This is a genomic window from Nocardia aurantiaca (assembly GCF_009708175.1).
In the GTDB taxonomy this organism is placed as follows: domain Bacteria; phylum Actinomycetota; class Actinomycetes; order Mycobacteriales; family Mycobacteriaceae; genus Nocardia; species Nocardia aurantiaca.
Window position 1 is genome coordinate 92,691 of sequence record NZ_WMBB01000006.1, and the last position, 25,033, is coordinate 117,723.

Consider the following 25,033-nt stretch of genomic DNA (forward strand, 5'->3'; position numbering starts at 1 on the left):
CGTATGAGCGAGATTCGGGGCTGGCCCCGGTTTTCCCGAGTGTGAGCGAAGCCGCGCTCAGCGCACGGTATGCACGATCAGCACGTCGCAGCGGGACTTGCGGGCCACATCCGAGGGAACCGAGCCGAGCAGGCGGCCGGTCAGGGTGTTGAGGCCCCGGTTGCCGACGACCAGCAGGTCGGCCTCCACCTCCTTCACCAGGTCCAGCAGCGACTCGACCGGTTCGCCGACCACCGCTTTCTCCACCACGTTCACCGCGCCGACGGCGACGGCCTTGTCGCGCGCGACGCGCAGGATCTCGCTGGTGGGCGCGGAGCCGCGCACCTGGTAGGCCTCGTCCTTCAGCACGTCCGCGGCGGCGGCCACATCGCGGTCGTCGGTCGGGAAATACGCACAGGCGATGTGCAGCGTGGCGCCCTCGTCGCCGGCCAGAGCCGCGGCCCGCTCGACGGCGACGTACGACGAGTCCGAGCCATCGGTACCGACGACGATCGTCCGGTAGGCGGTCATTTCTCCTCCAAGTACAAGGGTCGGGGCCGCGGCATCCTCGAAGGTGGGGTTTTCACCGCGACAACTTCGCCTGACAATAGCGGCATAACCGGCGGAAATATTCGATATCGCAACACATCACACTTCTGTGGCGCGTTCGGTTCATGGCACTTTCCGGTCGCGGCGCGAACACGGCCTCGGCTACCAGCGAATTTCCGAGCCACCGCGACCTGGCCCACATAATGTCAACCATGTTGCGCACCTGGGAGATTCGTCACAAGTCCGATATCCACCGGAACCACGGCGGTCCGTTCGTTGTGACAGCGCACAACGAACGGCTCGCGAAACAGTGACTTCGTCTCGGCTCACAGGTCGCGATATTCGGCCCACAACCAGCCGAGAATCGCACTGAGGATGTCCATGCGATCCTCTCCCCTCCGGCCGATCAATGCTGCGCAATACTAACGCGCGGATCGGATCAGAGACTGAAAAGCGGTCCGGTGAGGGTCAATCCGAGATCACCGCCGGTGTGGGCGAAGAAGGCGAACAGCATGAGTGCCGCGCCCGCCAGGGCGATGTCCTTGTTGAACTGGATCATCTCGGTCTGCTTGGCCTGCGCGTCGGTCTCCTTCCAGAAGTTGTGCATGAGGAAGGCGGTCGGCACCAGGAAGACGAACAGCAGCAACGCGCCCAGGTCGGCCCAGACGCCCAGCAGCACGCTCAGCGCGCCGGCCAGTAACAGGACGCCGGAGGCGGGCACGGCCAGCTTCGGGGCGGGCACGCCCTTGGACTGGGCGTATTGCGCCATCGGGGCACGCTGCGCGAGGTGCCCGAAACCCGAGATGAGGAACAGCAGCGCGAACAGGATCCGTCCGATCAATACCAGCACATCCATGGCCCGCTCCTTCGATGATCGATCTGCCATTGGGTGACACGGCAACCAACTTGTCGGGCGGCGCGATTATTCCCGGACCAGTGTTCTCAGGATGGTAGCGAGATCTTCGCGTATTCCAGCGGAGGCATTCCGATCTCCTTGGCGAACTCATTGGAGAAGTGCGCCTGGTCGAAGTAGCCGAGTTCGAGGGCGAGCGCGGCCAGGTCCGAGGCGCGGCCCTCGGCCAGCAGGTGCGCGCCGTCCTGGAGGCGATACCGGCGCAGCACCCACTTCGGGCCGGCGCCGACGTAGCGGCGGAACAGGCGTTGCAGGGTGCGGACCGGAATGCCGAAACGCGCGGCGACCTGGTCGACCCGCGTCAGATCGCGATCGTGTTCCATGGCCTCGATGATCGCCAGCACCTGGCGGTACGCCTGGTCGTCGCCGTGCGATTCCTCGTCGCGCTGTGCCGCGACCAGGAAATCCTCGATCAGATCGCGGCGGATCTCGGCATCGGCCGTGGCGAGCACGGCGTCGGCCAACGTGTCGGCTGCCGGGAAGATATCGGTTGCTGGGACCGAGGTGTCGCTCAGCGCCCCGACGTCCAGCCCCGTGAACGCGCCGAAGCCGCCGGCCCGGAACTTCACCCCGAAGGTCTCACCCTCCCCGGCCAATTCACGCCTGTACTTGGTGGTCCACACGCCGGTGACGAAGGCGCCGGTGCGCTCATGGGTGCGCTCGAAGGTCAGGTTCACGCAGGGATACGACAGCACCTCGGCCTGGAACGGCGGCTGCCCCCGCCGATCCCAGCGGACCGCCCAGTACCACTCGACATAGCGAGCCACCCGTTCGCCCGCGGCGAGGCGGGCATGGTTATTGGCCGCGTTCTGCTGACGTGGCCGCAGAATGCCCTTGGCGGTCTCCGGCGGCGGCACCGGCCGCGGCGAGAACCGGCCCCGCGCACCGTTATTGCTGGTCATCGCTCCTGTCGCTTTCTTACAAGACCGTCGCCGCCGCGGCAACGAGAGTCGTACCCATGAGCAACGCAGTGAATCCGATTCCCGAGGGATACCACTCCATCACCTGCTTCCTGGCAGTCCCGGACGCCAATGCGGCCATCGAGTTCTACGCCATCGTCTTCGGCGCGAAGGTGCTGAGCCGCAACGATCTTCCCGACGGCCAGGCCGCGCATGCCGAACTCCTGATCGGCGACTCCACCATTCAGGTCGGCATGCCCATTCCCGACGAGGGCCTGCGCTCCCCCGCCGACGACTGGGTGCACACCAGCGTCGTCCACTACTGCCCCGATGTGGACGCCGTCTCGAAGCTGGCCTCCGAGAACGGCGCCCGCTTCGTCTCCGAGCCCCAGACCTTCGTCACCGGCGACCGCTACGGCCGCGTCATGGACCCGTTCGGCCATCGCTGGATCGTCATGACGCGAGTCGAGGACGTCTCCCGCCAGGAGGCGGAGCGCCGAGTCAACGAATGGATGGCCAAGGGCTGACGTATCGACTGATTCCGTGAGACGAGGGCAACTCGCCGGGTACGTCCACAATCGGCTCGGTTCCCAGCCGCTGGCACGGGTTGCCGAGTGCCAGCGGCTCCCGGCCGCCCGCTGACGGTGCGAGGAGGCGGTCAAGCCAACCCGGCGGCATCCATGCCGCGTAGTTCCTTCTTCAGATCGGCGATCTCGTCGCGGAGCCGGCCGGCCAGCTCGAACTGTAGCTCGCGGGCAGCGTTCATCATCTGCTCGGTCATGTCCTTGATCAGGTCGGCGAGTTCGGCGCGCGGCATGTTCTTCACATCGCGACCCTCGTAGACACCGGCGCTCACCGCACGCCCGGGCTCGCCCTGGGCGCGGCGGCCGCGGCTGGCATTGCGGCCCGAGCCGCCCACCTCGACGTCGGTCTCCTCGGCCTCGCGATACACCTGATCGAGAATGTCGGCGATCTTCTTGCGCAATGGTTTCGGATCGATGCCGCGCTCTTCGTTGTAAGCGATCTGCTTGGCGCGGCGACGCTCGGTCTCGTCGATGGCGTGACGCATGGAGTCGGTGATCTTGTCCGCGTACATGTGGACCTCACCGGAGACATTGCGCGCCGCGCGGCCGATGGTCTGAATGAGGCTGGTGGCCGAACGCAGGAAGCCTTCCTTGTCGGCATCCAGAATCGCGACCAGCGAGACCTCGGGCAGGTCCAGACCCTCCCGCAGCAGGTTGATGCCGACCAGTACGTCGTACTCACCCAGTCGCAACTGCCGCAGCAATTCGACGCGGCGCAGGGTATCGATCTCCGAGTGCAGATATCGCACGCGCACACCGAGTCCCAGCAGATAGTCGGTGAGATCCTCGGCCATCTTCTTGGTCAGCGTGGTGACCAGCACGCGTTCGTCGCGCTCGGTACGCAGCCGGATCTCATGCACCAGATCGTCGATCTGACCCTTGGTCGGTTTGACCACCACGTGCGGATCCACCAGGCCGGTGGGGCGAATGACCTGCTCGACGAATTCGCCCCCGGTCCGGCCCAACTCGTACGGGCCGGGAGTGGCGGACAGGTACACCGCCTGCCCGATGCGATCGGCGAATTCCTCCCAGGTGAGCGGCCGGTTGTCCACCGCCGACGGTAGCCGGAAGCCGTACTCCACCAGGTTCCGCTTGCGCGACATATCGCCCTCGTACATCCCTCCGATCTGCGGCACGGTCACATGCGATTCGTCGATGACGAGCAGGAAATCCTCGGGAAAGTAATCCAACAGCGTGGCCGGCGCGGATCCGGCGGGACGGCCGTCGATATGCCGCGAATAGTTTTCGATACCGGAGCAGAATCCGACCTGCTTGATCATCTCCAGGTCGTATTGGGTGCGCATCCGAAGCCGTTGCGCCTCCAGCAATTTGCCCTGCTTCTCCAGATCTGCGAGCCGCTCGTCGAGCTCCGCCTCGATATCACGCACCGCCCGCTCCATCCGATCCGGACCCGCCACGTAATGGGTGGCCGGGAAAATCCGGAGCATATCCACCTGCCGAACCACATCACCGGTCAGCGGGTGCAGATAATAGAGCGCCTCGATCTCGTCACCGAAGAATTCGATGCGCACCGCCAATTCCTCATACGAGGGAATGATTTCGACGGTGTCGCCGCGTACCCGGAAACTTCCGCGAGTGAACGACATGTCATTGCGGGTGTATTGCACATCCACCAGCAATCGCAAGAGCCGATCGCGATCGATCTCGGTGCCGACCTCCAGCTGCACCGACCGATCCAGGTACGACTGCGGCGTACCGAGGCCATAGATGCACGACACCGACGCGACCACCACCACATCCCGCCGCGAGAGCAGGCTCGACGTGGCCGAGTGCCGCAACCGCTCGACATCGTCGTTGATCGAGCTGTCCTTCTCGATGTAGGTGTCGGTCTGCGCGATGTACGCCTCGGGTTGGTAGTAGTCGTAGTACGACACGAAGTACTCGACCGCGTTGTTCGGCAGCATCTCGCGCAGCTCGTTGGCCAGCTGCGCGGCGAGGGTCTTGTTGGGCGCCATGACCAGCGTGGGGCGCTGCAAGCGCTCGATCAACCAGGCCGTGGTGGCGGACTTACCGGTACCGGTGGCACCGAGCAGCACCACATCCTTCTCGCCGGCCCGGATGCGCCGCTCGAGCTCTTCGATGGCGGCAGGCTGATCACCGGCCGGACGATGCTCGCTGACAACCTGGAACCGGCCGTCGGCGCGCTCGACATCGCCGATGGGCCGGTGCTCGGAATGGGCCAGCGGCAGGTCCTCGTCCGGGATCTCGGTTGCGAATGCCATGTCCCCAGCCTAGAACCCCCCACCGACAGGTTCGGGTTCCGCCTCTGCGCGCCTTCAGCGGGCAGCTGAGAGCCGTCGACGCGTGACAAACCATCAGGGCGGCTGAGTGCCGAACCGGTTGTGGACGTACCCGGCGAGTTACCCTCGGCTCACGAAATCAGTCGACGTCCCGGGTACGGTTGCCAGAGTTTCGGGATACGGCGAACGCGTCGGCCCCTTCCTGGTTTCCCATGCCTCACACACGATTTCGTAAACCGCCGGTAAATGTCCGAATTGACTGTTACCCCAAGGGATTTGACGCCACGTGCGCATGACGGTGTCGCGTAGATCTCAGTCCCTTCACGACGGTTTGAATCCCGGTCGCCGGGTGTACTCTGAGCTCGCTGGTCGCACGATTCGAAAAGAGGCAGGGCGATGACCGGTCTGCATACGCCACAGTGGATTTCCACCAATGGCGCACACCCACACGGCACGATCGGCAACACTCCTCCGGTGTCCCCGCATCGCCCCAGGCTCGAATACTTCAATCTCGCGGATCTGTCATGGACCGATTATCGCGGGTTCATACACCCCGTGGAGCGGATCCACGCCGAACCGTTCGGCCTCTATGTCGAACGGACAGTTGATAATCCGCGCTTCCACTACGTCGAGTCCTGGCTGCTGCCGGAATTCAGTCTGCGCGCCACCGTCTATCACCTGCGGCCCGGCCACGATCGCAGCCAGACCTACTACCTCGACATCGGCGAGTACGGTCCGTGCGAGGACAGGAAGTGGCGGGCAGAGAGCCACTACCTCCACGTGGTGGCGCGCCCCGGCCAAACGCCCGAGCTCGTCGGAATCGACGAGCTGCTGGCCGCCCACGCCGCAGGACATTTCGACACCGCACGCACCCACCTCGCCATCGAGCGCGCCGCGGCGGTGGTGGATGGCATCGCCGGTTGCGGTCACGATGTGGACCGCTGGCTCGCGGGGCAGGGCATCACGCTCAGCTGGCTGTGAAGACGACACTGCCCGGTTCGCGATATTGCGAACCGGGCGAGTTCGATGGGGTCTGTCCGCCCTCCGACTAGCCGGACAGGCTCGGGAACAGCCCGTTGAGGCCGCAGCCCACACTGCCGAAGCTGCTCTGCGGCGACACCTGGACGGTGATCGACTTCGGGATGAAGGTCTGGGTGGCCGTCAGCTCATGCGAGCCGGTGGTGGTCGGGGTCCAGTTGATGGTGACCTTGTTGCTCAGCAGCGAGGGCGAGACCGGGCTGCCGGTCAGCTCGGTGCCGTTATCGGTGAACGACACCGAGGTCAGGCGGTCGACTTCGACGGTCGCGGTGAGCGTGTAGGAGCAGCCGACATTGTGGGTCGAGCCGCCGGACACTTCCAGGTTGGACGGCCACGCGCCGGCCTGCGGCGCTGCCAGGATGATGATCCCGGCCACCGCGCCGAAGGCCGTGACCCCCGTGCCAACCCGGCGGACGCGGGCTGTGTGTGCGTTCATGCAGTACTTCCCTTGGATCGAGACGCCCGCCCAGGCGCGGCGGGTCGTCGTGCGCGAAGAAACAGCGCAGCCGCACATTAGCGAAACGTGACCGCTTCAGATTGTGTTTTCGGAAAAATCGACCCGGTCGGCGCCGGATTCCGGCATTGCGCCGGCGACGCGGCATCCCTTCCCCTGGACGACCGCCGCCCGACACGCGATGCTGAATGGCATGACTCGGGCACCCGCGGTAGATCTGCACCGACCCAAGGTGGAGTACTTCAATATCGACGAGCTCACCAATATCGACCCCAAGGGCTTCGTGCGGCAGGTGGAGCGGTACCACGTCGAGCCATGGGGGTTGTACATGGCCCGCACCTCCGACCATCCCGAGTTCCACTACATCGAATCCTGGCTGCTGCCAACGGTGTCCATCCGCGCCACCGTCTTCCACTTCACCCCCGCGCATCTGCGCGACCAGGACTATTACATCGATATCGGCACATTCATGCAGGTCGGCCCGAAGCAGTGGAAGTCCGTCGACCACTACCTGGACCTGGTAGTGCGCCAGGGCCGCGAGGTCGAGCTGCTCGACGTGGATGAATTGCTCGCCGCCCACTCCGCCGGCTACCTGACCCTGACCGAGGCTCAGGATGCGATTCGGTCGGCAACCGCGACGATCGATGGGATCGCCGCGCACGGCCACAATTTCGAAGCCTGGCTGGCCTCGAAGGACATCAAGCTGAGCTGGATGTAGCTCCGAGAGAGACCGTCCGGGCTCGCCGACGGGTCTGCTCAGGCTCCGAGGATCAGATTGACCGGACGGCCCGGGTCGGCGTTCGCGTGCAGCCGCTCCCCCGCCGCGAGATCCACGCCCATGGCGGCGATGAGCGGATCCCCCGCGGCGACCGGAGGAAAGCCGATGTCCGCCAGTCGATCCCGCAACGCGTCCGCGCTGACGCCGGCGGCGAGGGTGATGCGGATATCGATCACATCGACGGCCGGCTTGCCCGGCACGGCGGTCGCCCCGACGTGCTCGATGCCGCGGGCGTCCGCGCCGCAGGCCACGGCGAGCCGTGCGATCACGCGCCGGGCCTGCGCGGGCCACTCCGGATCCGCCTCCACCACAGGCAGTTCCGGCCGGGCGGCGGGGGTGCGGGTGCGCAGGTTGCGTTCGAAGGGGACCAGACGTTCGTCCCACAGCCGGTGTACCTCGGCGTCGATGCGGCCGTTCGCCCCATTGTTGTCGAGCAGCACGTCGGCCGCGGCCCGGCGCTGGGCGTCGGTGGCCTGTGCGGCGATGCGAGCGCGGGCGTCGGCCTCGTCGATGCCCCGAAACTCCACCAGCCGGCGCACCCGGGTTTCCTCGGCGGCGTCGACGATGACCACCAGGTTCATGAAGGGCGCGAGGCCGTTCTCGACGAGCAGCGGAATATCCTGCACCACAATGCCATCCGCGGGCGCGGCGGCGATGAGCTCGGCGGTGCGCCTGCCGACCAGCGGGTGGGTGATGCCGTTGAGGGTGGCGCGGGCCTCGTCGGAGGCAAAGGCCTTGGCGGCCAGGGCCGGACGATCGAGGCTGCCATCCGCGGCGAGGATGTCGTCGCCGAAGGCCGCGACCAGGGCAGCCAGGCCCTCGGTCCCTGGCGCCACCACCTCCCGCGCGATGACATCACTGTCGACCAGCACGGCTCCGCGCTCGGTGAGAATGCGGGCCACGGTGGACTTGCCCGCGCCCATGCCTCCGGTGAGACCGATTCGCAACATTCGACCAGTCTCGCATCAGCGGCGGACATCGCGCCCCTCAGGGTTACCCCCTCCGGACTGCGGTTTCACCTGCAAGTGCAGTACTTGGCCATTCCGTGATACCGACGAGATCAATTCGCAACTTTTTCGGCCAATCCGGACCGTTTGTCGGCAACATTCCGACACGCCGGGGCGGATGTCGCGCAAAATTCGGTGACGCACACTTTTGTTCGGCTAAGGTTCGCCGCAGGCGATCTTAGGCCGGTAACACGCAAGAGAAGGAACATCAGTGGGCACCAAAGAACTCCAGACGGGTCGCCACCGCCTGGGCCTGGCGGGCACCGTGCACTGCATCGAGATCCCCGCCGTCGCAGCCGCTCTCGCCGAGCACCGGCGACCCTGGCTGACCGCGCTGCTCAGCCCGGCTCGGCACAGCCTCGCGGCCACGCGAAAACGGAAGCCCGAGACCACGGTCATGCGGCGCTGGGTGCCCGCCGCGGCCAGCTGAATCGGCACCGCCTGCCGATCTCACCCGACCGGCTGATTCGTTCCCCCGAAACGCACGGTGGCTCGGCCCTATTCGGACCGAGCCACTGTTTCGTGCGCGCGTTACGCGATGACGCTTAGGCGATTACGTAGTGTCACCGGAAGGATTACACGATCCCGCTGGGTCGACGCCGTGTACCGGGATCCTGCGTGGGCATGGCGTTCGGCGGCACCGGGTAGGGCGTACCGATCGTCGCAGTGCCCAGGGCGATGTTCGGCCCGCACTGCGCGATGGCCGCGTCCACCTTCCGATTCGCCGGGGCGAACGCGGGTTTCGTGGCGTCCGGGGCCGAGGCGAAGTCGAAGGCCGAGGTCATGTCGCCGGTCACGCCGCGCCGCCACGCGGTCAGGTTGGGCACGTCGACGCCGAAACGGCGCTCGATCAGGCGCAGCTGCGAGGTGTGGTCGAAGGTCTCCGAGGCCACCAGGCCGCCGCGGCTGTAGGGCGAGATCACGAAACACGGCACGCGATACCCCAGACCGATCGGACCGGTGATGCCCTCGAACTTCTTGTCCACGGGCACGGTGACGTACTCACCGGGCGTGCCCGCGGGCGGGGTCGGCGGGGTGACGTGGTCGAAGAAGCCGCCGTTCTCGTCGTAGGACACGATGAGCGCGGTCTTCTCCCACACCGCGGGGTTGGAGGTCAGGATGTCGAGCACCTGCATGATGCCCACCGCGCCGAAAGCCGGTGGCAGCGCGGGGTGTTCGCAGTTCAGCAGCGGGGGGATCACCCAGGACACCGCGGGCAGCGTGCCGGCGGCCACATCGGCGGCGAAGTCCTTCGGATACTCCGGGGCCTTACCGCGCCGCGCCAGCTCGGAGTTCGGGTCGGCGGCCTGCTTGAAGCAGCCCATCATGCCGTCCAGGATCACCGAGGACAGCGGGCCGACGTCACGATTGTTGTAGATCTTCCAGCTGACGCCCGCCTCGGAGAGGTTTTCCGGCATGGTGCGCCAGCTGTAGGCGTTCTGCGGGATGAGGGTCGGGGTCTCCAGCAGCGGGCCGCCGTGCTGACCGTCCGGATCGATGGTGGCCGAGACCCAGTACAGGCGGTTGGGGTCGGTCGGACCGAGCACCGAGCAGTGGTAGCTGTCGCACAGGGTGAAGGCATTGGCCAGGTCCCAGTGCACGGGGACGTCGTCCTGGGTGTAGTAACCCATTGCGGCAGGGCCGTTTCCGGCGCCGACGGAGGCGATGGACATGGGCATCCAGCCGTCATTGCGGCCGTTGTTCCACGCCTTGTGCATGGCCGCCCAGCTGTGGTCCGGATCGTTGATGCATTCGCCGTCGAGGGTCGCGCCGCGGGTGGTGTCGAGCCGGAAGGGGTTGAGGAAACCGTCGGCGGTGGGACCAACGCCGGGCGCGTAGCCGTACTGGTTCCAGGCCGGGGACGGATCGTCGAAGCCGCGCACGCCGGACATGGCGCCGAAGTAGTGGTCGAAGGAGCGGTTCTCCTGCATGAGCAGCACGATGTGCTCGATGTCGCCGAGCCCGCCCATGCCCGCCGGATCGGCGGCGTAGGCGCGCTCGATGATCGGCCCGGCCAATGAGGCCAGCGAGGCCGCACCGCCCGCGGCCATGGCTTTCGCCAGAAAATCGCGCCTGTTGATTCCGGCGAACACGCCCATGCTCCGGTAGTGCCTTCCCGCTAGGAGTGACTGAATCGAACGCGCCGAACATATCCGGTCGCGCGTCCAGTTCGCATCCAACCCTCGAATAGTGACGGCTCAGCGAACCATTCGTAACCGTACTGGGTCCAGTAGCGGATTCATGACATGACTTGCACGTCATCGCGAGCGCGACCCAGGCTGGGCAGCGATATCCGATGCCTCACCGATATCTGACACCTCACGCCACCGGCACGTGAACACTCGAGCCGGACAGCCCGACAGGAAAGCCCCCCGGGTCTGATTGGACCCGGGGGGCTTCCTTGCGTGCTTATCCCGTCAGGGAACGCGAATTACGCGTTGCCGGACAGCTTCTCGCGCAGAGCGGCCAGCTGCGCGTCGCTCGCGAGCGAGCCACCGGCCGGCTCGGAGGAAGCGGCGGCCTGCGAACCCGACTCCGAGGAGTAGTTCGACGGACCACCGTTGGCAGCCTCGGCGGCGGCGTCGGCGGCCATCTTCTCCATCTGAGCGGTGTGCATCTTGTGGCGACGCTCGGCCTCGGCGTACCGGGTCTCCCACTCCTCACGCTGCTTCTCGAAGCCCTCGAGCCATTCGTTGGTCTCGGAGTCGAAGCCCTCGGGGAAGATGTAGTTGCCCTGGTCGTCGTAGCTGTCGGCCATGCCGTACTTCGACGGGTCGAACTCGGCGGTGTAGTCCTCGTTGGCCTGCTTCAGCGACAGCGAGATCCGGCGACGCTCGAGGTCGATATCGATGACCTTGACCATGGCGTCGTCGCCGACGGCCACAACCTGGTCCGGGACCTCCACGTGGCGCTCGGCCAGCTCGGAGATGTGCACCAGGCCCTCGATGCCCTCCTCGACGCGGACGAACGCGCCGAACGGAACCAGCTTGGTGACCTTGCCCGGCACGATCTGGCCGATGGCGTGGGTGCGGGCGAACTGACGCCACGGGTCTTCCTGGGTCGCCTTGAGCGACAGGGAGACACGCTCGCGGTCCAGATCGACGTCGAGAACCTCGACGGTGACCTCGTTGCCGACCTCGACAACCTCGGACGGGTGGTCGATGTGCTTCCAGGACAGCTCGGAGACGTGCACCAGACCGTCCACGCCACCCAGGTCCACGAAGGCACCGAAGTTGACGATGGAGGAGACCACACCCTTGCGGACCTGGCCCTTCTGCAGCTGGTGCAGGAACTCGGAGCGGACCTCGGACTGGGTCTGCTCGAGCCAGGCGCGGCGGGACAGGACCACGTTGTTGCGGTTCTTGTCCAGCTCGATGATCTTGGCCTCGATCTCCTTGCCGACGTACGGCTGGAGGTCGCGCACGCGACGCATCTCGACCAGCGACGCGGGGAGGAAGCCACGCAGACCGATGTCCAGGATCAGACCGCCCTTGACGACCTCGATGACGGTGCCCTTGACGGCCTCGTCCTTCTCCTTGAGCTCCTCGATCGTGCCCCAGGCCCGCTCGTACTGAGCGCGCTTCTTCGACAGGATCAGGCGGCCTTCCTTGTCCTCCTTGGTGAGAACGAGGGCCTCGACCTCATCGCCCACGGAAACGACCTCGGCCGGGTCGACATCGTGCTTGATGGACAGTTCGCGAGACGGGATCACGCCTTCGGTCTTGTAACCGATGTCGAGAAGGACCTCGTCACGATCGACCTTGACGATGGTTCCTTCGACGATATCTCCGTCGTTGAAGTACTTGATGGTCTTGTCGATGGCGGCGAGGAAGTCCTCGGCAGTGCCGATGTCGTTGACGGCAACCTGCGGCGAGGTGACAGTGGTGGGCATGTGTTGGGAGGCTCCGGACGGATTGTGGTCGGTAGTGGACATGTGGACTTTCGGTATTGCTGCGAACAGCAGGCGATGGAACTAACGTTGGTCATGCACAGCACACCGCTGCGACGCTGCACAACGCTGCCCTGAAAAGCATGCGGACTCACAGCACGATTATCTGCTCTACGCGGTCTCGAGAAACCGGGTACAGAAGACACTCGCGGAAAACAGCGTACGCGACGGGTGTTGTACCAAGCAAACATGGCCCCCACCGCACCGGTCGATAGGGTATGCCCATGTCCGACGATCGCTCCGCCACCCCTGACGATGCCCGGCACGCCGAGGCCAATGCCCTGCTCGGGACGGTGGGAGTGACCCGCGCCAAGGTCGACTCGCAGTCCAGCCAGCGCGCCAGCCGCCGATGGTGGGACGCCGACGCCGCGGCCTACCACGAAACCCACGCCGATTTTCTCGGCGTCGACTCCCCCGCCGGGGAATTCGTGTGGTGTCCCGAGGGATTGCACGAAGGTGATTGGCATCTGCTCGGCGATATCGAAGGCAAGCGGATCCTCGAGATCGGCTGCGGCTCGGCGCCCTGCTCCCGCTGGCTCGCCTCGCATGGCGCGCACCCCGTCGGCCTGGACATCTCCCGCGCCATGCTCGATCGCGGCCTCCTCGCCATGGCCGCGGGCGGTCCCCGCGTCCCCCTCGTCCAGGCGGGAGCCGAGGAATTGCCCTTCGCCGACGAGTCTTTCGATCTCGCCTGCTCCGCCTTCGGCGCGGTTCCCTTCGTCGCCGACTCGGGCCAGGTGATGCGCGAGGTTCGCCGGGTACTCAAACCGGGCGGCCGCTGGGTCTTCTCGGTGAATCACCCCATGCGCTGGATCTTCCCCGACGATCCGGGCCCGGAGGGCCTGCGGGCCACCATCCCCTACTTCGACCGCACCCCCTACGTCGAACTCGGCTCCGACGGCGAACCCACCTACGTCGAACACCACCGCACCATCGGCGATCGTGTCCGGGAGATCGTCGGTGCGGGTTTGATCGTGAAGGACATCATCGAGCCGGACTGGCCCGAGTGGCTCGACCGCGAATGGGGTCAGTGGAGTCCCCTGCGCGGCGAGATCTTCCCCGGCACAGCCATTTTCGTCACCGAGAAAGCGAACTGAGATCAATGACCGTACCTTCGTGGTGATTTGGGGGTACGGCGCGCAGGAAAGCCGGTTCGGCCGATACCGGCCGCACGCAGAGCTGGGCGCGGCGCGCACGAGACCGGCACCGACCGGATGGTGGCGCTCGAGGTGTCGCCGCCGGGGTCGGCGCACGATCCGGTGTACCGGAAGCGGTTCCGGCGGCAGGCACAGGCGACGGCCCGGCCGAACGAGTCCGCCCCGGCCGGATTCGGCGGGGCGGATGTGGTCATTTCGGTTCGCGCCCAACCTGTTTCAGGGCGAGGCGGAGGGCGAATTCAATCTGCGCGTTGATGCTGCGGAGGTCGTCGGCGGCCCATTTGGCGATGGCTTCATGGACCGCCGGGTCGAGCCGGAGCAGCACCTTTTTCGGCTCGCGCTTGACCATTACGCGTAGAGGGTTCCGGCGTTGACGACGGGTGCGGCGGCGCGGTCGCCGCACAGGACTACCAGCAGGTTGGAGACCATTGCCGCCTTGCGCTCCTCATCGAGTTCGACCACGCCCTGGTCGGCGAGTCGATCCAGGGCCAGGCCGACCATACCGACCGCGCCTTCGACGATGCGGCTGCGGGCGGCGACCACCTGGGCGGCCTGCTGGCGGACCAGCATGGCCTGGGCGATCTCCGGCGCGTAGGCGAGGTGGGTGATGCGGGCCTCGATGATCTCGATGCCGGCCAGTTCGGTGCGGTCACGCAACTCGGCGGTGAGCTCACCGGCGATCTCGGCCCCGTCGCGCAGGCTGGCAGCGTTCGCGTCGTCGGACTGGTACGGGTGGATGGTGGCCAGGTGCCGGACCGCGGTCTCGGACTGGGTCATGACGAAGTCTTCGTAGTCGTCGACGGCGAAGGCCGCCTTGTAGCTGTCCACCACCTGGTACACGACCACGGCCGCGATCTCGACCGGGTTGCCGTCGAGGTCGTTGACCTTCAGCTTCTGGGTCTCGAAGTTCCGGACCCGCAGCGAGATCCCCCGCCGGCTGGACAGCGGGGTGACCCAGTGGAACCCGGACTCGCCGACCGAGCCGATGTAGCGACCGAAGAACTGGATCACCTTGGCCTGGTTGGGATTCACCACCACGAACCCACTGGCCGCCAGCACCGCGGCCAGGATGGTGACGGCCAGCCCCGCACCGAGCAGGGTCGACGAACCCCCGTGATCATCGGCCCTGCTGTTCAGCCCGTGCGCCTCCGCGGCGATCGCGATGATGAGCAATACCAGTACGCCCAGTACGAGGAATCCGTTCAGCCGGAAAGCCCGACGCAACTCCATGACACTCTCCTAGTATCGAAGTGATATCACAACGATAGTATTGCCGCGGGTAGGTGGCAACCGATTTCGCGAGGCGGGGTGACTCGTCGGGGACGTCCAGAGTTGGGTCGGTTCCCAGCCGCCGGCACGCATGCACGACGGTCTACGGCTCTCAGCCGCGCGCGGCAGGCCCGGACAGGCGGGGGAGCCGGATATTGCGGTTGTTGCGGAACAGGTTGGCCGGGTCGTACTCGGCCTTCAGCGCGGCCAGCCGCTCGTAGGTGGCCGGGCTGTAGCCGCCTCGGGTCTGCGCCTCGTCGGCCGCATCGCCGCCGCCGTACAGGAAGTTCAGATTCTGGCCGACGGTCCAGGGCGCCAACGTCTTTCGCACGAGATCCAGCTGGTCGCGCACCTGATCGGCATTGCCCGGCTGCGGCATTGCCAGCACGCGTGCGATGTATTCGGCTTCGCGGTGATCCATCGAAATCCCGTTCGGGCCGGGCCGTCCCAGCGCGCCGCCCAGATGCCGGAATCCAGCTACCGTCGGCAGCGGCGCGTCCGGACCGGTGATCTCCAGGAAGGCGTCGGTGGCCTCGGCGGGCAGTTCGGACAGCAGAGCGTTGGTGGCGATGTAGGCGTGCGGGTGGTCCGGATCCCGGTAGATGGCATGACTTTCGGCGTACGGCATGATCCGCAGATCATCGGTCATCCGCGCACCGACCGCGCGCAGCGGCGCGACCAGCCGCTCACCTTCCTCCTCGGTGCCGGTGAAGGCGATATTGATGGTCGCCACGTACCGCCCGCGCAGATGTTCGGGCAGCTGCGGGATGTCGGGGAAGGTCAGCATGGTGATGGCCGAGGTGACGGCGTCGGGCACGTCCTGGGTCCACAGGCGCCAGGCCTCCAGCGCGGGGGCCACCAGCGGGGCGTCGAACTGCAGCTGACCGCCGTAAACCTGTGCGACGGAAAGCAGTTCGATTTCCAGTGCGGTGACCACGCCGAAGTTGCCGCCGGTGCCCAGCACGGCGCCGAACAGTTCGTCACCGGGCACGAGCCGGCGCAGGCGACCGTCGGCGGTCACGATCTCGATGGCGCGCACATGTTCAGCGGCGTACCCGTATTCGCGCGCCAGGATGCCGATGCCGCCACCGAGGATGTACCCGACCACGCCAACCGACAGCGAGGAGCCGTTCAGCGGAGCCAGGCCGTGCGCGGCGGCCGCCTCGATCAGGGCTCCGGCCACAACGCCCGCGCCGATGCGGGCGGTGCGGGCCTGCGCGTCTATCCGGATATCGCGCAGACGGCGGGTGGTGATGAGCACGCCGCCGTCGGTGGCCACCGACAGGCCGTGGCCCGTGGCCTGCACGGCGATCGGAAGCCCGTGGCGCGCGGCGTATTCCACGGCAACGCGGACGTCCTCGGCGTGAGCGGCTCCGACGACCACGGCGGGGCGGTGGGTATAAGCGGTTTGAAATCCGGCGATCTCGGCGTCGTAGCCGGTGTCACCCGATTGAAAGACCGGGCCGGTGGTGGCGGGCAGTTCAGGGATCGCTGTCTTCGTCATGTCCCCAACTCTGCTCGCGTCGGATTCAGAACTCCAACAGATAGTTTTTCTTGTAACTAGAATTGATAGTTATGGAACTGCGTCAACTGCGCTACTTCGTCACGGTCGCCGAGGAGGCCGGCTTCACCCGGGCGGCGGCCCGCCTGCACCTGGCGCAGCCTGGGCTCAGCGCGCAGATCCGGCAGCTGGAACGCGAACTGGGACAACCACTTCTGGATCGGTCGAGCCGATCGGTGGCCCTCACCCCGGTCGGCGAAGCGGTACTGCCGCTGGCCAGGGCGGCGCTCGATCAGGTCGAGCGCATCACCCACACGGTCGACGAATTCACCGGGCTGCTCCGGGGGCACGTGCGGGTCGGGCTGATCTCCGGCGCGGCGGGCGAGGAGATCGATATCGCCCAGGTGCTGGCCGACTTCCACCGCGACCATCCGCAGATCGGCATCTCCCTCACCGAGGACACCTCCGAGGCGATGTACAACGCGGTCCGCCGCGGCGACCTGGATATCGGTCTGCTCAGCATTTCCGCCGAGCTGGACCCGGGCATCGGCGCCGAGATCATCTACGACAGCACCATCGTCGCGGCAGTGCCGCTGGCGGCCGAGGGCTTCGGAGAGCGGATCACGCTGTCCGAGTTGTGCGAGCATCCGCTGATCTGCCTGCCCTCCGGATCCGGCCTACGGAGCCTCCTCGAAACAGCTTGCGCCACAGCAGGTCTCATACCGAATGTGGCATTCGAGGCCGCCGCTCCCCCGCTGCTGATCCGACTGGCCGCGCATGCGCTGGGCGTGGCGATCATTCCCCGGATTCCGCCCGCGGACGCGTCCGGACTGGGCGTGCGCACCCTGGAGATCGATCCGCCGATGCACGGCCGCCTGGCGCTGGCCTGGAATGCCGAGCGGCCGATGAGCCCGGCCGCGAAAATCCTGCTCGGCCAACTCCGTATCGCACTGGCGCGCTGGAAGAACCCGGCGGCGGCAGTCGTCACGCCCTAGCCATTCGTCGAATACCGGCCGCGAACACCGCCCGCGGACCACCGTCATCGATCACTTGGACGCCGGCCGGGAGCAGCGGTGTGACACTGTCGCGATGTGCTCGAGGGCGTGCCCGCGGTGGTTCGGGTAGCTGAACATCAGCACACTTCGCGCGAACCTAAACATCCCTATTGCGAGAGTGGATAGGTATGTTTAGGGTAGTTTGCGTGACAGAACGTCTGTACTCCGTCGACGAGGTGGCCGAACGACTCGGCCTGCACGTCCGCACCGTGCGGGGCTATGTGCGCGACGGGAAGCTGCCCGCTACCCGCATCGGCAAGCAGTACCGCATCGCACAGGCCGACCTGGATGCCTTCACGGGCCTGCCCGCACCCGACAGCCGACGGGAATCGTTTGCCCGGCAACGGCATTCGGAGGTGTCGAGCATCATCGAGGTCGATGTCGTGGATCCGGGCACCGCCGACCGCGTCAGCACCCTGCTGACCGGCGCGGCGGCCACCCGGCACCCGGACGGCCGGCCCCTGCGCGTCCAGACCTTCTACGACCGCGAACGCGCCCGCCTGAAGGTCATTCTCGTCGGCGGCCTGGGCGATACCGCCCGGCTACTCGAATACATGGAAGGAGTCCTCGCGTCGTGAGCGCGATCTACAAGTCCGAGGCCGGCCGTGCCGCCATCGCGGCCCGCTACCGGGAAGTCCTGCGCCAGTGGCCGGTTCCCGCCGAGCACCTGCATATCCCGACCCGCGAGGGCGACACCTTCGTGCTCGCCTCCGGCCCACAGGACGCCCCGCCGGTGGTCCTGCTGCACGGCTCCGGCTCGAACAATTCCGCGTGGCGCGGCGATATCGACTCCTGGGCACGGGACTTCCGCGTCTATGCGGTGGACATGCCCGGTGAGCCCGGCGGCAGCGCCGAATCCCGCCCCGCCCTCGGGTCCGAGGCCCTCGCCCTGTGGCTCGACGATGTCCTCGCGGGCCTCGACATTTCAGCGTCCGCCAGCTTCGTCGGCATGTCCCTGGGTGGATGGACCGCACTGGATTACGCCGTCCGCCGCCCCGACCGCGTCGCCAAACTGGTCCTGCTGTGCCCCGGCGGCATCGGCAAGCAGCGCTTCGGCTGGATCTTCAAGAACCTGGTCGACCACCTGTTCAGCAATCACGACCTGCGCCGCTCCGCGGCCATCGTCACGGGCCTGAATTTGACCGACCACGCGGAGATCCTCGACGACGTGGCACTCACGTTCACGCACTTCAACCCGCGGACGGGCAAGCTCCCGATCTTCACCGACGCCCAGCTGAACAGCCTGCCGATGCCGGTCCTGGTGATCGTGGGCGAGCAGGACGTCATGTTCAACTCCGCCGACACCGCTCGCCGCGCAGCGCACACCATTGCGAACGCGACGGTGCGCGTACTCCCTGACATCGGTCACGCCATCCTCGGGCAGACCTCCCCCGTGCTGGAGTTCCTTCGGAAATAACGAGATCAGGGAGCTGTCACCGAAGGGGAATTCGGACGAATTCCGCCGGGACCGCTCCCTGATCCTGTTGTGCCCGTTACAGAATGCGCGACAGGAAGGCCTTCGTGCGATCGTGCCGCGGGTTGGCGAGCATCTCCCGCGGATTTCCCGCCTCGACCACGACACCGCCGTCCATGAAGACCAGCTGATCGGCCACCTCACGCGCGAAGCCCATTTCGTGCGTGACCACGACCATCGTCATGCCCGATGCCGCGAGCTCGCGCATGACGCCCAGCACCTCACCCACCAGCTCCGGATCGAGCGCCGAAGTGGGCTCGTCGAAGAGCATGAGCTTCGGGTCCATGGCCAGCGCCCGCGCGATCGCCACGCGCTGCTGCTGACCACCCGACAGCTGGGCCGGATACGCATCGGCCTTGTCCGCCAATCCGACTCGGTCCAGCAGCTCCCGCGCTCGCGCCACCGCGTCGGCGCGCTTGAGATTCTTGACCCGGGTCGGTGCTTCGATGATGTTCTCCAGCGCCGTGCGGTGCGGGAACAAGTTGAAGTGCTGGAAGACCATGCCGATGTCGCGGCGCTGCCTGGCGGCGTCGCGCGGGCTCATCTCGTAGAGCTTGCCGTTCTTCTCTCGGTAGCCGACCAGATCGCCGTCCACGTAGAGGCGACCGGCGTTCACCTGCTCGAGGTGGTTGATGCAGCGCAGGAAGGTGGACTTGCCGGAGCCCGACGGCCCGATCAGGCACAGCACCTCACCGCGCTTCACCTCCAGTGTGATGCCCTTGAGCACCTGCAGCGCACCGAAGTTCTTGCACACTCGGTCGGCGCGCACCATCGGCACCGCCGACGACCGCAGCGCGTCCTCGGCCAGCGGCGACGGATCCTTCGAGAACGACATCGAGTTCCCGGCCATGTCCGCGCTCACCTCACCGATCCGGGCACCTGCGCTGCGGCCAAGGCGCGCAACTGCTTCGCCGTCAACTGCCGCGAACTACCACGCGAGTAGTACCGCTCCAGGTAATACTGCCCGATCATGAGCACGCTCGTGATGAGCAGGTACCAGGTGGCGGCCACCAGTAGCAGCGGGATCGGCTGAAAATTCACGCTGTAGATGTCACGCGCCCGGCCGTAGAGGTCGGTGGTGAGCGGGATGGCCGTCACCAGCGAGGTGGTCTTCAGCATGGATATCAGCTCGTTGCCGGTGGGCGGGATGATCACCCGCATGGCCTGGGGCAGCACCGTGCGGGTCATGGTCTGCGACCATGACATGCCCAGCGCCACCGACGCCTCACGCTGCCCCTCGCCCACGGAATTGATTCCGGCGCGGACGATTTCGGCCATGTAGGCCGCCTCATTGAGACCGAGGCCGATCATGGCGAAGAAGAACGGCGCGGACCAGTGCTGCACATCGAAGTGCGTCAGCGAGGGCCCGAACGGCACGCCCACGGTGATGGTCTTGTACAGCGACGGGAACAGGCCCCAGAACACCAGTTGCACATAGACCGGCGTCCCGCGGAAGATCCACAGGTACACCCACGCCACCGAGCGCAGCACCGGATTCGGCGACAGCCGCATCACCGCCAGCATGACACCGAGCACCACGCCGATGAGCATGGCCAGCACCGTCAGTTCCAGAGTCACCAACGCGCCCTTGGCGATTCGCTGGTCACCCAGGTACTTGAAATAGGTGTCCCAGTGATAGGCCTCGTTGGTCTTGGCGCCCCACACGAACAGCGCCAAGGCAATCAGAATAATCGCGGCGGCGATCCACCGGCCCGGCCGTCGCAGCGGAATCGCTTTGATCGGCTCGGGTTCGGTGTTCGCGACCGTCGTCGCAGCCGAGGCTGCGGAGTGGGTCTCGTCCTGCGACATGGGAGGTCAGCTCGTTGCTCCGTTGATGACCGACTTGGTGATCGCGCCCTCCTGGACACCCCAGTTCTCGGCGATCTTCTTGTACTGCCCGTTGTCCATCAGGTACTGCACGGCCTCCCGCAGCACCGGAGCGAGCGGGGAGTTCTTCTCGAGCGGCCAGCCGTAGGGCGCGGAATCGAAGATCGGACCGGCGGATTCGATCTTGTCGCTGGCCTGCTTGATGGCGTACGCGGTCACCGGGGAGTCGGCGGACATGGCATCGACCTGGCCCTGCACCAGCGCGTTGGCGGCGGCGGACTGCTCGTCGTAGGCGATCTTCTGGATCTCCGGCTTGCCGGCGGCGACACACGCCTTGGACTTGGCCGGGATCTCGTCGGTGTCCTGAACGGTGGTGCGCTGCACCGCGACTCGCTTGCCGCAGGCATTGTTCGGATCGACCGGTTTGCCCTTCTGCTGGGCCCACTGGCTGCCCGCGGAGAAGTAGTCGACGAAGTCGGCGGTGGCCTCGCGCTCCTTGTTGTCGGTGAAGGACGACATGCCGAGGTTGAAGGTGCCCGCCTCGATGGCGGGGATGATCTTCTCGAAGTCGGCTTCCTTGTAGTCCGCCGACAGGCCCAGCACCTTGGCCACCGCGTCCATCAGGTCGACATCGAAGCCGATGATTTTGCCGCTGCTCGGATCCCGGTACTCATTGGGCTGGTAGGGCACGTTCACACCGACGACCAGCTTCCCGGAGGACTTGATGTCGGCGGGCACCTTGGCCGCGATGGTGTCGACCTTCGACACGTCGACCTTCGACACCTCGGGACCGTTGGACTCCGAATTACTGGTACACGCGGTCAGCGCCAGTGCGCCACCGGCGACCACGACGGCGGCCCGCAGGGCACGCCCGCGGAGAGAGTTACGAACAGACACAGCAGTCCTCCACAGTTCGGGTACGCGATATCCGGGCGTCGCCCGCCGTTTGAAATGTAAGCGAGTGACACCGTCCGCGTCGGCCGGTAACCGAACATTAATCGGCGACACGCCATCGCGTGGCCGAACACGCCCGGTCCCGGAAGTGCGCGCTCACCAGCGGTGCAGCCGGGCGCGCACCTGCTCGGTGAATTCGGAGGTAGATGCTAGCCCACCCAAATCGGACGTCGCGACCCCGGCCCGCAACGTATCGGCAACCGCATGTTCGATGCGTTCGCCGACCCGGCGCAGCGCACTGTAGCGCTGAGTCCGGCCCATCCAGCGCAGCATGCCGGCCGCGGAATTGAACAGCGCGACCGGATTCGCGCGATTGCGACCGGCCAGGGCGGGGGCCGCGCCGTGCACGGCCTGCGCCATGACCTGGGTGTCCGAGCAGTTCACCGAGGCCGCCATGCCGAGCGAACCGCTCAACTCCCCCGCCAGATCGGAAAGGATGTCGCCGAACAGGTTTTCGGTGACGATCACGTCGTAATCCTGGGGTGCGCGGACCAGGTGCGCGGCCGCGGCGTCCACGTGCTCGTCGTTCACCTGGATGTTCGGATACTCCGCAGCCACCTCGTAGCAGACGTCGCGGAACATGCCCATCGTCATGGGCAGCACGTTCGCCTTGTGCACGATGGTGACCTTCTTGGAGCGCTCCCCGGCGATCTGGAAACCCAGACGCGCGATGCGCTCGATCGCGGCACGGGTGAACACGCCGATGGACAGGGCGACATCCCGCGACGGCTGGAATTCGCCGGAGCCCGCAACCATATTGCGGTCGGCGTAGAGCCCTTCGGTGTTCTCGCGCAGGATCAGCAGGTCCATCTGCGGGGCGACCGAGCGGACGCCCTCGAGGGTGCGGGCCGGGCGAATATTCGCGAAGAGGCCGAAGCGTTTCCGGACCGCGCCCGCGGGCGGCAGGCCGGTGCGGTACTCGGGGGCATAGGACGCGCTGTCGTGCGGACCCATGATCCAGGCGTCGAGTTCGGCGAGACCGGCGAGGGTCTGCTCGGGCACCGGGCTGCCGTACTTCTCGATGGCCTCGTGCCCCAGCGGCAGCGTCACCCATTCCACCGACGGCAGACCCCTGCTCTGGAAGGCGTCATCCACCACATCCCTGGTGGCGCGCACGATTTCCGGGCCGATGCCATCACCCTCCAACAGGCCCAGGCGTACTCGAGTGTCGCGGTCGCTCATGGCAGTCATCCTCGCGCAATCCCCGCGGCGGCGACGCTCCGGCACACGCCCGGGCATATTTCGAGACCGGCGCGTAAGTTCGAGACACCATGGTGCAATCGGTGGAACTGGTGCTGGACGCGACGGCCGAGGCGGAGGTGCGGCGGCAGTGGGGGCTCCTGCGCGAGCTCGGATTGCACGCGCCGGGGCCCGACCAGCGGCCGCACATCACACTCGCGGTGGCCTCCATGATCTGGCCGCGACTGGATAAAGCGTTGGGGCAACAAGACTTCCAGCCCTTCCCGATCCGGCTCGGCGGACTGCTGGTGTTCGGGTCGCGCGCACCGATCCTGGTGCGGGCGGTAGTACCGTCCGCGCCGCTGATCACGTTGCAGCACAGGCTGTTCCGGGTGGTCGCGGACTGCCCGGGAATTCCCGGGAACGTCCGGCCCGAGGGGTGGACGCCGCATGTCACCCTGGCGCGACGGCTGCGGCCGGGCCAGTTCGACGCCGCACTGGAGGCGGTGGCCTGGGACAAGGATTTGCGGGCTACCGTGGAGGGTATCCGGCGATGGGACGGCGACCGGCGCGTCGAATGGCCTGTTTCCGGGGGCCGAACGACTCTGCCTACCCAGCCCGACACGCAGGGAAGATAACCGAAGGGCCCGGTGTTGGACCCGGGGACATCGATTACGAGAGGAAACCATGGCCACCCAGACCCTGACCGAGCAGAACTTCGACGAGGTAGTCACCGGCAACGACGTCGTTCTCGTCGACTTCTGGGCATCGTGGTGCGGCCCGTGCCGCAGCTTCGCCCCGACCTTCGAGGCCTCGTCCGAGAAGCACCCCGACGTGGTGCACGGCAAGGTCGACACCGAAGATCAGCAGGGCCTGGCCGCCGCCGCAAATATCCGCTCCATCCCGACGATCATGGCCTTCCGCGAGGGTGTGCTCGTCTTCGCCCAGCCCGGCGCACTCCCCCCGGCGGCCCTCGAGGATCTGGTCACCCAGGTGAAGGCCCTCGACATGGACGAGGTCCGCAAACAGATCGCCGAGCAGCAGGCCAAGTAATCGAGCCCGCCGCCGCAGACGTCACGCCGCATCTCCCAGAAGAGTTGCGGCGCTGTGTCTTTCAGAGATGACGGCGTACCCGTTCGGCTCACACTGAGACTCGGGCTGCGGGCGGCGTAATGACCTGCCGGCCTTCGCGCCCAGGTCACCGGCTCGCACGGGCCCGGCCCACCGCCTCTCACGGCAGGTGATCCCCGTTGGGCTCGGGTTCGGGTTCGGAAGATGTTCCGCGCCAACACCTCTCGCACCCGGCCGGGTGAGCATCACCCACCACCTCTCGCGCCCCGACCCCACTGCGTCGACATCGGGGTCGGGGTATCCGACTTCGCTCAGAAGTGCGAACCGAGGTGGTTGATACCCGCGATCATGGCGCGGATGGTGGATTCGGCCGGATCATCGGCCAGTGCGGCGCCCCAGCCGCGGCGGCCATTGAACTCGCACTGAACGAAGGTCGCCATGCCCTCCGGGGTGCGGCGCTGGTGGAACTGGAGGATCTCCACCGGATAGCCCTCGTCGTAGAGGGCCGAGGTCAACGCCGCCACCGGGCTGCCCGTCGCGACGACGGTGCGCAAGTGATCGGCGATTTCCAGGGTGGCCGTCCCGGCACGGTGGCCGATCGGGGTCCAGTCGCTGAGCCTGACCGGGCCGGCGGTGGCGCAGTACCGCTCATAAAACTCGGCGGGGGTCAGGCCGAGGCATTCGGCCCGCAGGCTCGCGGGGGCAGCGGCGATGAACGTGGCGATATCAAGGGTGATGGTCATTGAACTAGGTCTTCCCGACTTCTTCCGAAGAAATGGCAGAGGGGACCAGCAAAAAGTTCATTCGGCCGCAGCGAGGGGCCGGTCCGAATCAGACCCCGCTACGGCGGAGAACTACGAGTACGCGCGCGTCAGCCACACTCGCGGTGAGCGAAATGAGCGCGGCGCGGTCGCGGTCGGCGACGTCGAGCGCTGCGCTACGGCTGGAGGCGGAATTCGGCACGGGGTCGAGCATAGGGGCACACCCACGCAATGGCAACCATATTCGCAATCGACCCACGGGTAACTTCGCCGCAGGTCACCGGCAATGCGACGGGCGCCACACCGGCCCGGTACGAGTGCGAGCAAACACCATTCGGCTCGCAAACATACGGTGCGTGAACATGCCCAGCTCA

25 protein-coding genes and 1 pseudogene are annotated in these 25,033 nt (G+C 66.5%); 10 read left to right on the forward strand and 16 right to left on the reverse strand.

The window, feature by feature from the left end; translation table 11 throughout:
* Nucleotides 1-57: 57 nt before the first annotated feature.
* The 3 genes from GLP40_RS13900 to GLP40_RS13910 form a co-directional block, all read right to left on the reverse strand.
* On the reverse strand, nt 58-510 hold the full coding sequence (locus GLP40_RS13900; RefSeq protein WP_154788332.1) for a universal stress protein: 453 nt from the start codon (nt 508-510) through the stop codon (nt 58-60).
* A 457-nt stretch (nt 511-967) separates the two neighbouring features.
* Entirely contained in the window at nt 968-1,384 is a 417-nt protein-coding gene (locus GLP40_RS13905) for a DoxX family protein (RefSeq protein WP_154788333.1), read from the reverse strand.
* A gap of 86 nt (nt 1,385-1,470) precedes the next feature.
* Complete coding sequence (locus GLP40_RS13910; protein WP_154788334.1) at nt 1,471-2,343, reverse strand: helix-turn-helix domain-containing protein; 873 nt, start codon at nt 2,341-2,343, stop codon at nt 1,471-1,473.
* Nucleotides 2,344-2,399: 56 nt separating this feature from the next.
* On the opposite strand from GLP40_RS13910, the gene GLP40_RS13915 reads away from it, so the two are divergent.
* Entirely contained in the window at nt 2,400-2,867 is a 468-nt protein-coding gene (locus tag GLP40_RS13915; protein ID WP_154788335.1) for a VOC family protein, read from the forward strand.
* 131 nt (nt 2,868-2,998) lie between these two features.
* Here GLP40_RS13915 and uvrB read toward each other — a convergent pair whose 3' ends face one another.
* On the reverse strand, nt 2,999-5,167 hold the full coding sequence (gene uvrB / locus GLP40_RS13920) for an excinuclease ABC subunit UvrB (RefSeq protein WP_154788336.1): 2,169 nt from the start codon (nt 5,165-5,167) through the stop codon (nt 2,999-3,001).
* 414 nt (nt 5,168-5,581) lie between these two features.
* Here uvrB and GLP40_RS13925 point away from each other — a divergent pair, with 414 nt between their 5' ends.
* The gene (locus GLP40_RS13925; protein ID WP_154788337.1) at nt 5,582-6,166 is read left to right on the forward strand and encodes a DUF402 domain-containing protein; all 585 of its coding nucleotides are present in this window, start codon (nt 5,582-5,584) and stop codon (nt 6,164-6,166) included.
* A 67-nt stretch (nt 6,167-6,233) separates the two neighbouring features.
* Here the strand turns inward: GLP40_RS13925 and GLP40_RS13930 are convergent, their stop codons facing one another.
* Nucleotides 6,234-6,659, reverse strand: a complete 426-nt coding sequence (locus GLP40_RS13930) for a hypothetical protein (protein WP_154788338.1) — start codon at nt 6,657-6,659, stop codon at nt 6,234-6,236.
* A gap of 211 nt (nt 6,660-6,870) precedes the next feature.
* Between GLP40_RS13930 and GLP40_RS13935 the strand changes: the two genes are divergently transcribed.
* Complete coding sequence (locus GLP40_RS13935) at nt 6,871-7,395, forward strand: DUF402 domain-containing protein (protein ID WP_154788339.1); 525 nt, start codon at nt 6,871-6,873, stop codon at nt 7,393-7,395.
* Nucleotides 7,396-7,454: 59 nt separating this feature from the next.
* Here GLP40_RS13935 and coaE read toward each other — a convergent pair.
* Nucleotides 7,455-8,405, reverse strand: a pseudogene (gene coaE / locus GLP40_RS13940) (dephospho-CoA kinase); the annotation flags it as partial.
* 268 nt (nt 8,406-8,673) lie between these two features.
* Between coaE and GLP40_RS13945 the strand changes: the two are divergent.
* Complete coding sequence (locus GLP40_RS13945) at nt 8,674-8,892, forward strand: hypothetical protein (protein WP_154788341.1); 219 nt, start codon at nt 8,674-8,676, stop codon at nt 8,890-8,892.
* A 145-nt stretch (nt 8,893-9,037) separates the two neighbouring features.
* On the opposite strand, the gene GLP40_RS13950 is transcribed toward GLP40_RS13945, so the two are convergent.
* Together GLP40_RS13950 and rpsA are read right to left on the reverse strand one after the other, a co-directional pair.
* Nucleotides 9,038-10,561 (reverse strand): phospholipase C, encoded by a 1,524-nt coding sequence (locus tag GLP40_RS13950; RefSeq protein ID WP_154788342.1) that lies wholly within the window; start codon nt 10,559-10,561, stop codon nt 9,038-9,040.
* A gap of 332 nt (nt 10,562-10,893) precedes the next feature.
* On the reverse strand, nt 10,894-12,354 hold the full coding sequence (gene rpsA / locus GLP40_RS13955) for a 30S ribosomal protein S1 (RefSeq protein WP_154788343.1): 1,461 nt from the start codon (nt 12,352-12,354) through the stop codon (nt 10,894-10,896).
* 281 nt (nt 12,355-12,635) lie between these two features.
* On the opposite strand from rpsA, the gene GLP40_RS13960 reads away from it, so the two are divergent.
* Complete coding sequence (locus GLP40_RS13960; RefSeq protein WP_154788344.1) at nt 12,636-13,508, forward strand: class I SAM-dependent methyltransferase; 873 nt, start codon at nt 12,636-12,638, stop codon at nt 13,506-13,508.
* Nucleotides 13,509-13,758: 250 nt separating this feature from the next.
* Here GLP40_RS13960 and GLP40_RS33250 read toward each other — a convergent pair whose 3' ends face one another.
* The 3 genes from GLP40_RS33250 to GLP40_RS13970 all read right to left on the reverse strand — a co-directional run bounded on the left by GLP40_RS33250 (nt 13,759) and on the right by GLP40_RS13970 (nt 16,341).
* Nucleotides 13,759-13,917 carry a hypothetical protein gene (locus GLP40_RS33250; RefSeq protein ID WP_196054659.1) on the reverse strand — a complete coding sequence of 53 codons (159 nt, stop codon included), beginning with the start codon at nt 13,915-13,917 and terminating at the stop codon, nt 13,759-13,761.
* Complete coding sequence (locus GLP40_RS13965) at nt 13,917-14,798, reverse strand: SPFH domain-containing protein (RefSeq protein ID WP_154788345.1); 882 nt, start codon at nt 14,796-14,798, stop codon at nt 13,917-13,919. The genes GLP40_RS33250 and GLP40_RS13965 overlap by 1 nt, the downstream gene beginning before the upstream one ends.
* A 151-nt stretch (nt 14,799-14,949) precedes the next feature.
* Nucleotides 14,950-16,341 (reverse strand): FAD-binding oxidoreductase, encoded by a 1,392-nt coding sequence (locus tag GLP40_RS13970; RefSeq protein WP_154788346.1) that lies wholly within the window; start codon nt 16,339-16,341, stop codon nt 14,950-14,952.
* Nucleotides 16,342-16,412: 71 nt separating this feature from the next.
* Here GLP40_RS13970 and GLP40_RS13975 point away from each other — a divergent pair, with 71 nt between their 5' ends.
* The 3 genes from GLP40_RS13975 (at nt 16,413) to GLP40_RS13985 (ending at nt 18,810) form a co-directional block, all read left to right on the forward strand.
* Nucleotides 16,413-17,333 (forward strand): LysR family transcriptional regulator, encoded by a 921-nt coding sequence (locus GLP40_RS13975; RefSeq protein ID WP_154788347.1) that lies wholly within the window; start codon nt 16,413-16,415, stop codon nt 17,331-17,333.
* A gap of 206 nt (nt 17,334-17,539) precedes the next feature.
* Nucleotides 17,540-17,971 (forward strand): helix-turn-helix domain-containing protein, encoded by a 432-nt coding sequence (locus GLP40_RS13980; protein WP_328290133.1) that lies wholly within the window; start codon nt 17,540-17,542, stop codon nt 17,969-17,971.
* Complete coding sequence (locus tag GLP40_RS13985) at nt 17,968-18,810, forward strand: alpha/beta fold hydrolase (RefSeq protein ID WP_328290134.1); 843 nt, start codon at nt 17,968-17,970, stop codon at nt 18,808-18,810. Before GLP40_RS13980 ends, GLP40_RS13985 begins: the two co-directional genes overlap by 4 nt.
* 76 nt (nt 18,811-18,886) lie before the next feature.
* On the opposite strand, the gene GLP40_RS13990 is transcribed toward GLP40_RS13985, so the two are convergent.
* The 4 genes from GLP40_RS13990 to GLP40_RS14005 form a co-directional block, all read right to left on the reverse strand.
* Nucleotides 18,887-19,639, reverse strand: a complete 753-nt coding sequence (locus GLP40_RS13990) for an amino acid ABC transporter ATP-binding protein (protein WP_154788605.1) — start codon at nt 19,637-19,639, stop codon at nt 18,887-18,889.
* An 86-nt stretch (nt 19,640-19,725) separates the two neighbouring features.
* The gene (locus GLP40_RS13995; RefSeq protein WP_154788349.1) at nt 19,726-20,676 is read right to left on the reverse strand and encodes an amino acid ABC transporter permease; all 951 of its coding nucleotides are present in this window, start codon (nt 20,674-20,676) and stop codon (nt 19,726-19,728) included.
* A gap of 6 nt (nt 20,677-20,682) precedes the next feature.
* Nucleotides 20,683-21,591 carry an ABC transporter substrate-binding protein gene (locus GLP40_RS14000; protein WP_328290135.1) on the reverse strand — a complete coding sequence of 303 codons (909 nt, stop codon included), beginning with the start codon at nt 21,589-21,591 and terminating at the stop codon, nt 20,683-20,685.
* A gap of 153 nt (nt 21,592-21,744) precedes the next feature.
* Complete coding sequence (locus GLP40_RS14005; RefSeq protein ID WP_154788350.1) at nt 21,745-22,830, reverse strand: isocitrate/isopropylmalate dehydrogenase family protein; 1,086 nt, start codon at nt 22,828-22,830, stop codon at nt 21,745-21,747.
* A gap of 89 nt (nt 22,831-22,919) precedes the next feature.
* Here GLP40_RS14005 and GLP40_RS14010 point away from each other — a divergent pair, with 89 nt between their 5' ends.
* Both GLP40_RS14010 and trxA read left to right on the forward strand, forming a co-directional pair.
* Complete coding sequence (locus tag GLP40_RS14010) at nt 22,920-23,465, forward strand: 2'-5' RNA ligase family protein (protein WP_154788351.1); 546 nt, start codon at nt 22,920-22,922, stop codon at nt 23,463-23,465.
* Nucleotides 23,466-23,514: 49 nt separating this feature from the next.
* Entirely contained in the window at nt 23,515-23,880 is a 366-nt protein-coding gene (gene trxA, locus GLP40_RS14015) for a thioredoxin (RefSeq protein ID WP_154788352.1), read from the forward strand.
* A gap of 329 nt (nt 23,881-24,209) precedes the next feature.
* Here trxA and GLP40_RS14020 read toward each other — a convergent pair whose 3' ends face one another.
* Nucleotides 24,210-24,641: a 2-isopropylmalate synthase gene (locus GLP40_RS14020; RefSeq protein WP_154788353.1), complete on the reverse strand. Its 432-nt coding sequence runs from the start codon at nt 24,639-24,641 to the stop codon at nt 24,210-24,212.
* Nucleotides 24,642-25,033 lie beyond the last annotated feature (392 nt).

What these genes read in the sequence shown, in the direction of transcription:
- GLP40_RS13900 (WP_154788332.1), bottom strand. Translation starts at nt 510, where the DNA reads ATGACCGCCTACCGGACGATCGTCGTCGGTACCGATGGCTCGGACTCG.
- GLP40_RS13905 (WP_154788333.1), bottom strand. Translation starts at nt 1,384, where the DNA reads ATGGATGTGCTGGTATTGATCGGACGGATCCTGTTCGCGCTGCTGTTC.
- GLP40_RS13910 (WP_154788334.1), bottom strand. Translation starts at nt 2,343, where the DNA reads ATGACCAGCAATAACGGTGCGCGGGGCCGGTTCTCGCCGCGGCCGGTG.
- GLP40_RS13915 (WP_154788335.1), top strand. Translation starts at nt 2,400, where the DNA reads ATGAGCAACGCAGTGAATCCGATTCCCGAGGGATACCACTCCATCACC.
- uvrB (WP_154788336.1), bottom strand. Translation starts at nt 5,167, where the DNA reads ATGGCATTCGCAACCGAGATCCCGGACGAGGACCTGCCGCTGGCCCAT.
- GLP40_RS13925 (WP_154788337.1), top strand. Translation starts at nt 5,582, where the DNA reads ATGACCGGTCTGCATACGCCACAGTGGATTTCCACCAATGGCGCACAC.
- GLP40_RS13930 (WP_154788338.1), bottom strand. Translation starts at nt 6,659, where the DNA reads ATGAACGCACACACAGCCCGCGTCCGCCGGGTTGGCACGGGGGTCACG.
- GLP40_RS13935 (WP_154788339.1), top strand. Translation starts at nt 6,871, where the DNA reads ATGACTCGGGCACCCGCGGTAGATCTGCACCGACCCAAGGTGGAGTAC.
- GLP40_RS13950 (WP_154788342.1), bottom strand. Translation starts at nt 10,561, where the DNA reads ATGGGCGTGTTCGCCGGAATCAACAGGCGCGATTTTCTGGCGAAAGCC.
- rpsA (WP_154788343.1), bottom strand. Translation starts at nt 12,354, where the DNA reads ATGCCCACCACTGTCACCTCGCCGCAGGTTGCCGTCAACGACATCGGC.
- GLP40_RS13960 (WP_154788344.1), top strand. Translation starts at nt 12,636, where the DNA reads ATGTCCGACGATCGCTCCGCCACCCCTGACGATGCCCGGCACGCCGAG.
- GLP40_RS33250 (WP_196054659.1), bottom strand. Translation starts at nt 13,917, where the DNA reads ATGGTCAAGCGCGAGCCGAAAAAGGTGCTGCTCCGGCTCGACCCGGCG.
- GLP40_RS13965 (WP_154788345.1), bottom strand. Translation starts at nt 14,798, where the DNA reads ATGGAGTTGCGTCGGGCTTTCCGGCTGAACGGATTCCTCGTACTGGGC.
- GLP40_RS13970 (WP_154788346.1), bottom strand. Translation starts at nt 16,341, where the DNA reads ATGACGAAGACAGCGATCCCTGAACTGCCCGCCACCACCGGCCCGGTC.
- GLP40_RS13975 (WP_154788347.1), top strand. Translation starts at nt 16,413, where the DNA reads ATGGAACTGCGTCAACTGCGCTACTTCGTCACGGTCGCCGAGGAGGCC.
- GLP40_RS13990 (WP_154788605.1), bottom strand. Translation starts at nt 19,639, where the DNA reads ATGGTGCGCGCCGACCGAGTGTGCAAGAACTTCGGTGCGCTGCAGGTG.
- GLP40_RS13995 (WP_154788349.1), bottom strand. Translation starts at nt 20,676, where the DNA reads ATGTCGCAGGACGAGACCCACTCCGCAGCCTCGGCTGCGACGACGGTC.
- GLP40_RS14005 (WP_154788350.1), bottom strand. Translation starts at nt 22,830, where the DNA reads ATGAGCGACCGCGACACTCGAGTACGCCTGGGCCTGTTGGAGGGTGAT.
- GLP40_RS14010 (WP_154788351.1), top strand. Translation starts at nt 22,920, where the DNA reads ATGGTGCAATCGGTGGAACTGGTGCTGGACGCGACGGCCGAGGCGGAG.
- trxA (WP_154788352.1), top strand. Translation starts at nt 23,515, where the DNA reads ATGGCCACCCAGACCCTGACCGAGCAGAACTTCGACGAGGTAGTCACC.
- GLP40_RS14020 (WP_154788353.1), bottom strand. Translation starts at nt 24,641, where the DNA reads ATGACCATCACCCTTGATATCGCCACGTTCATCGCCGCTGCCCCCGCG.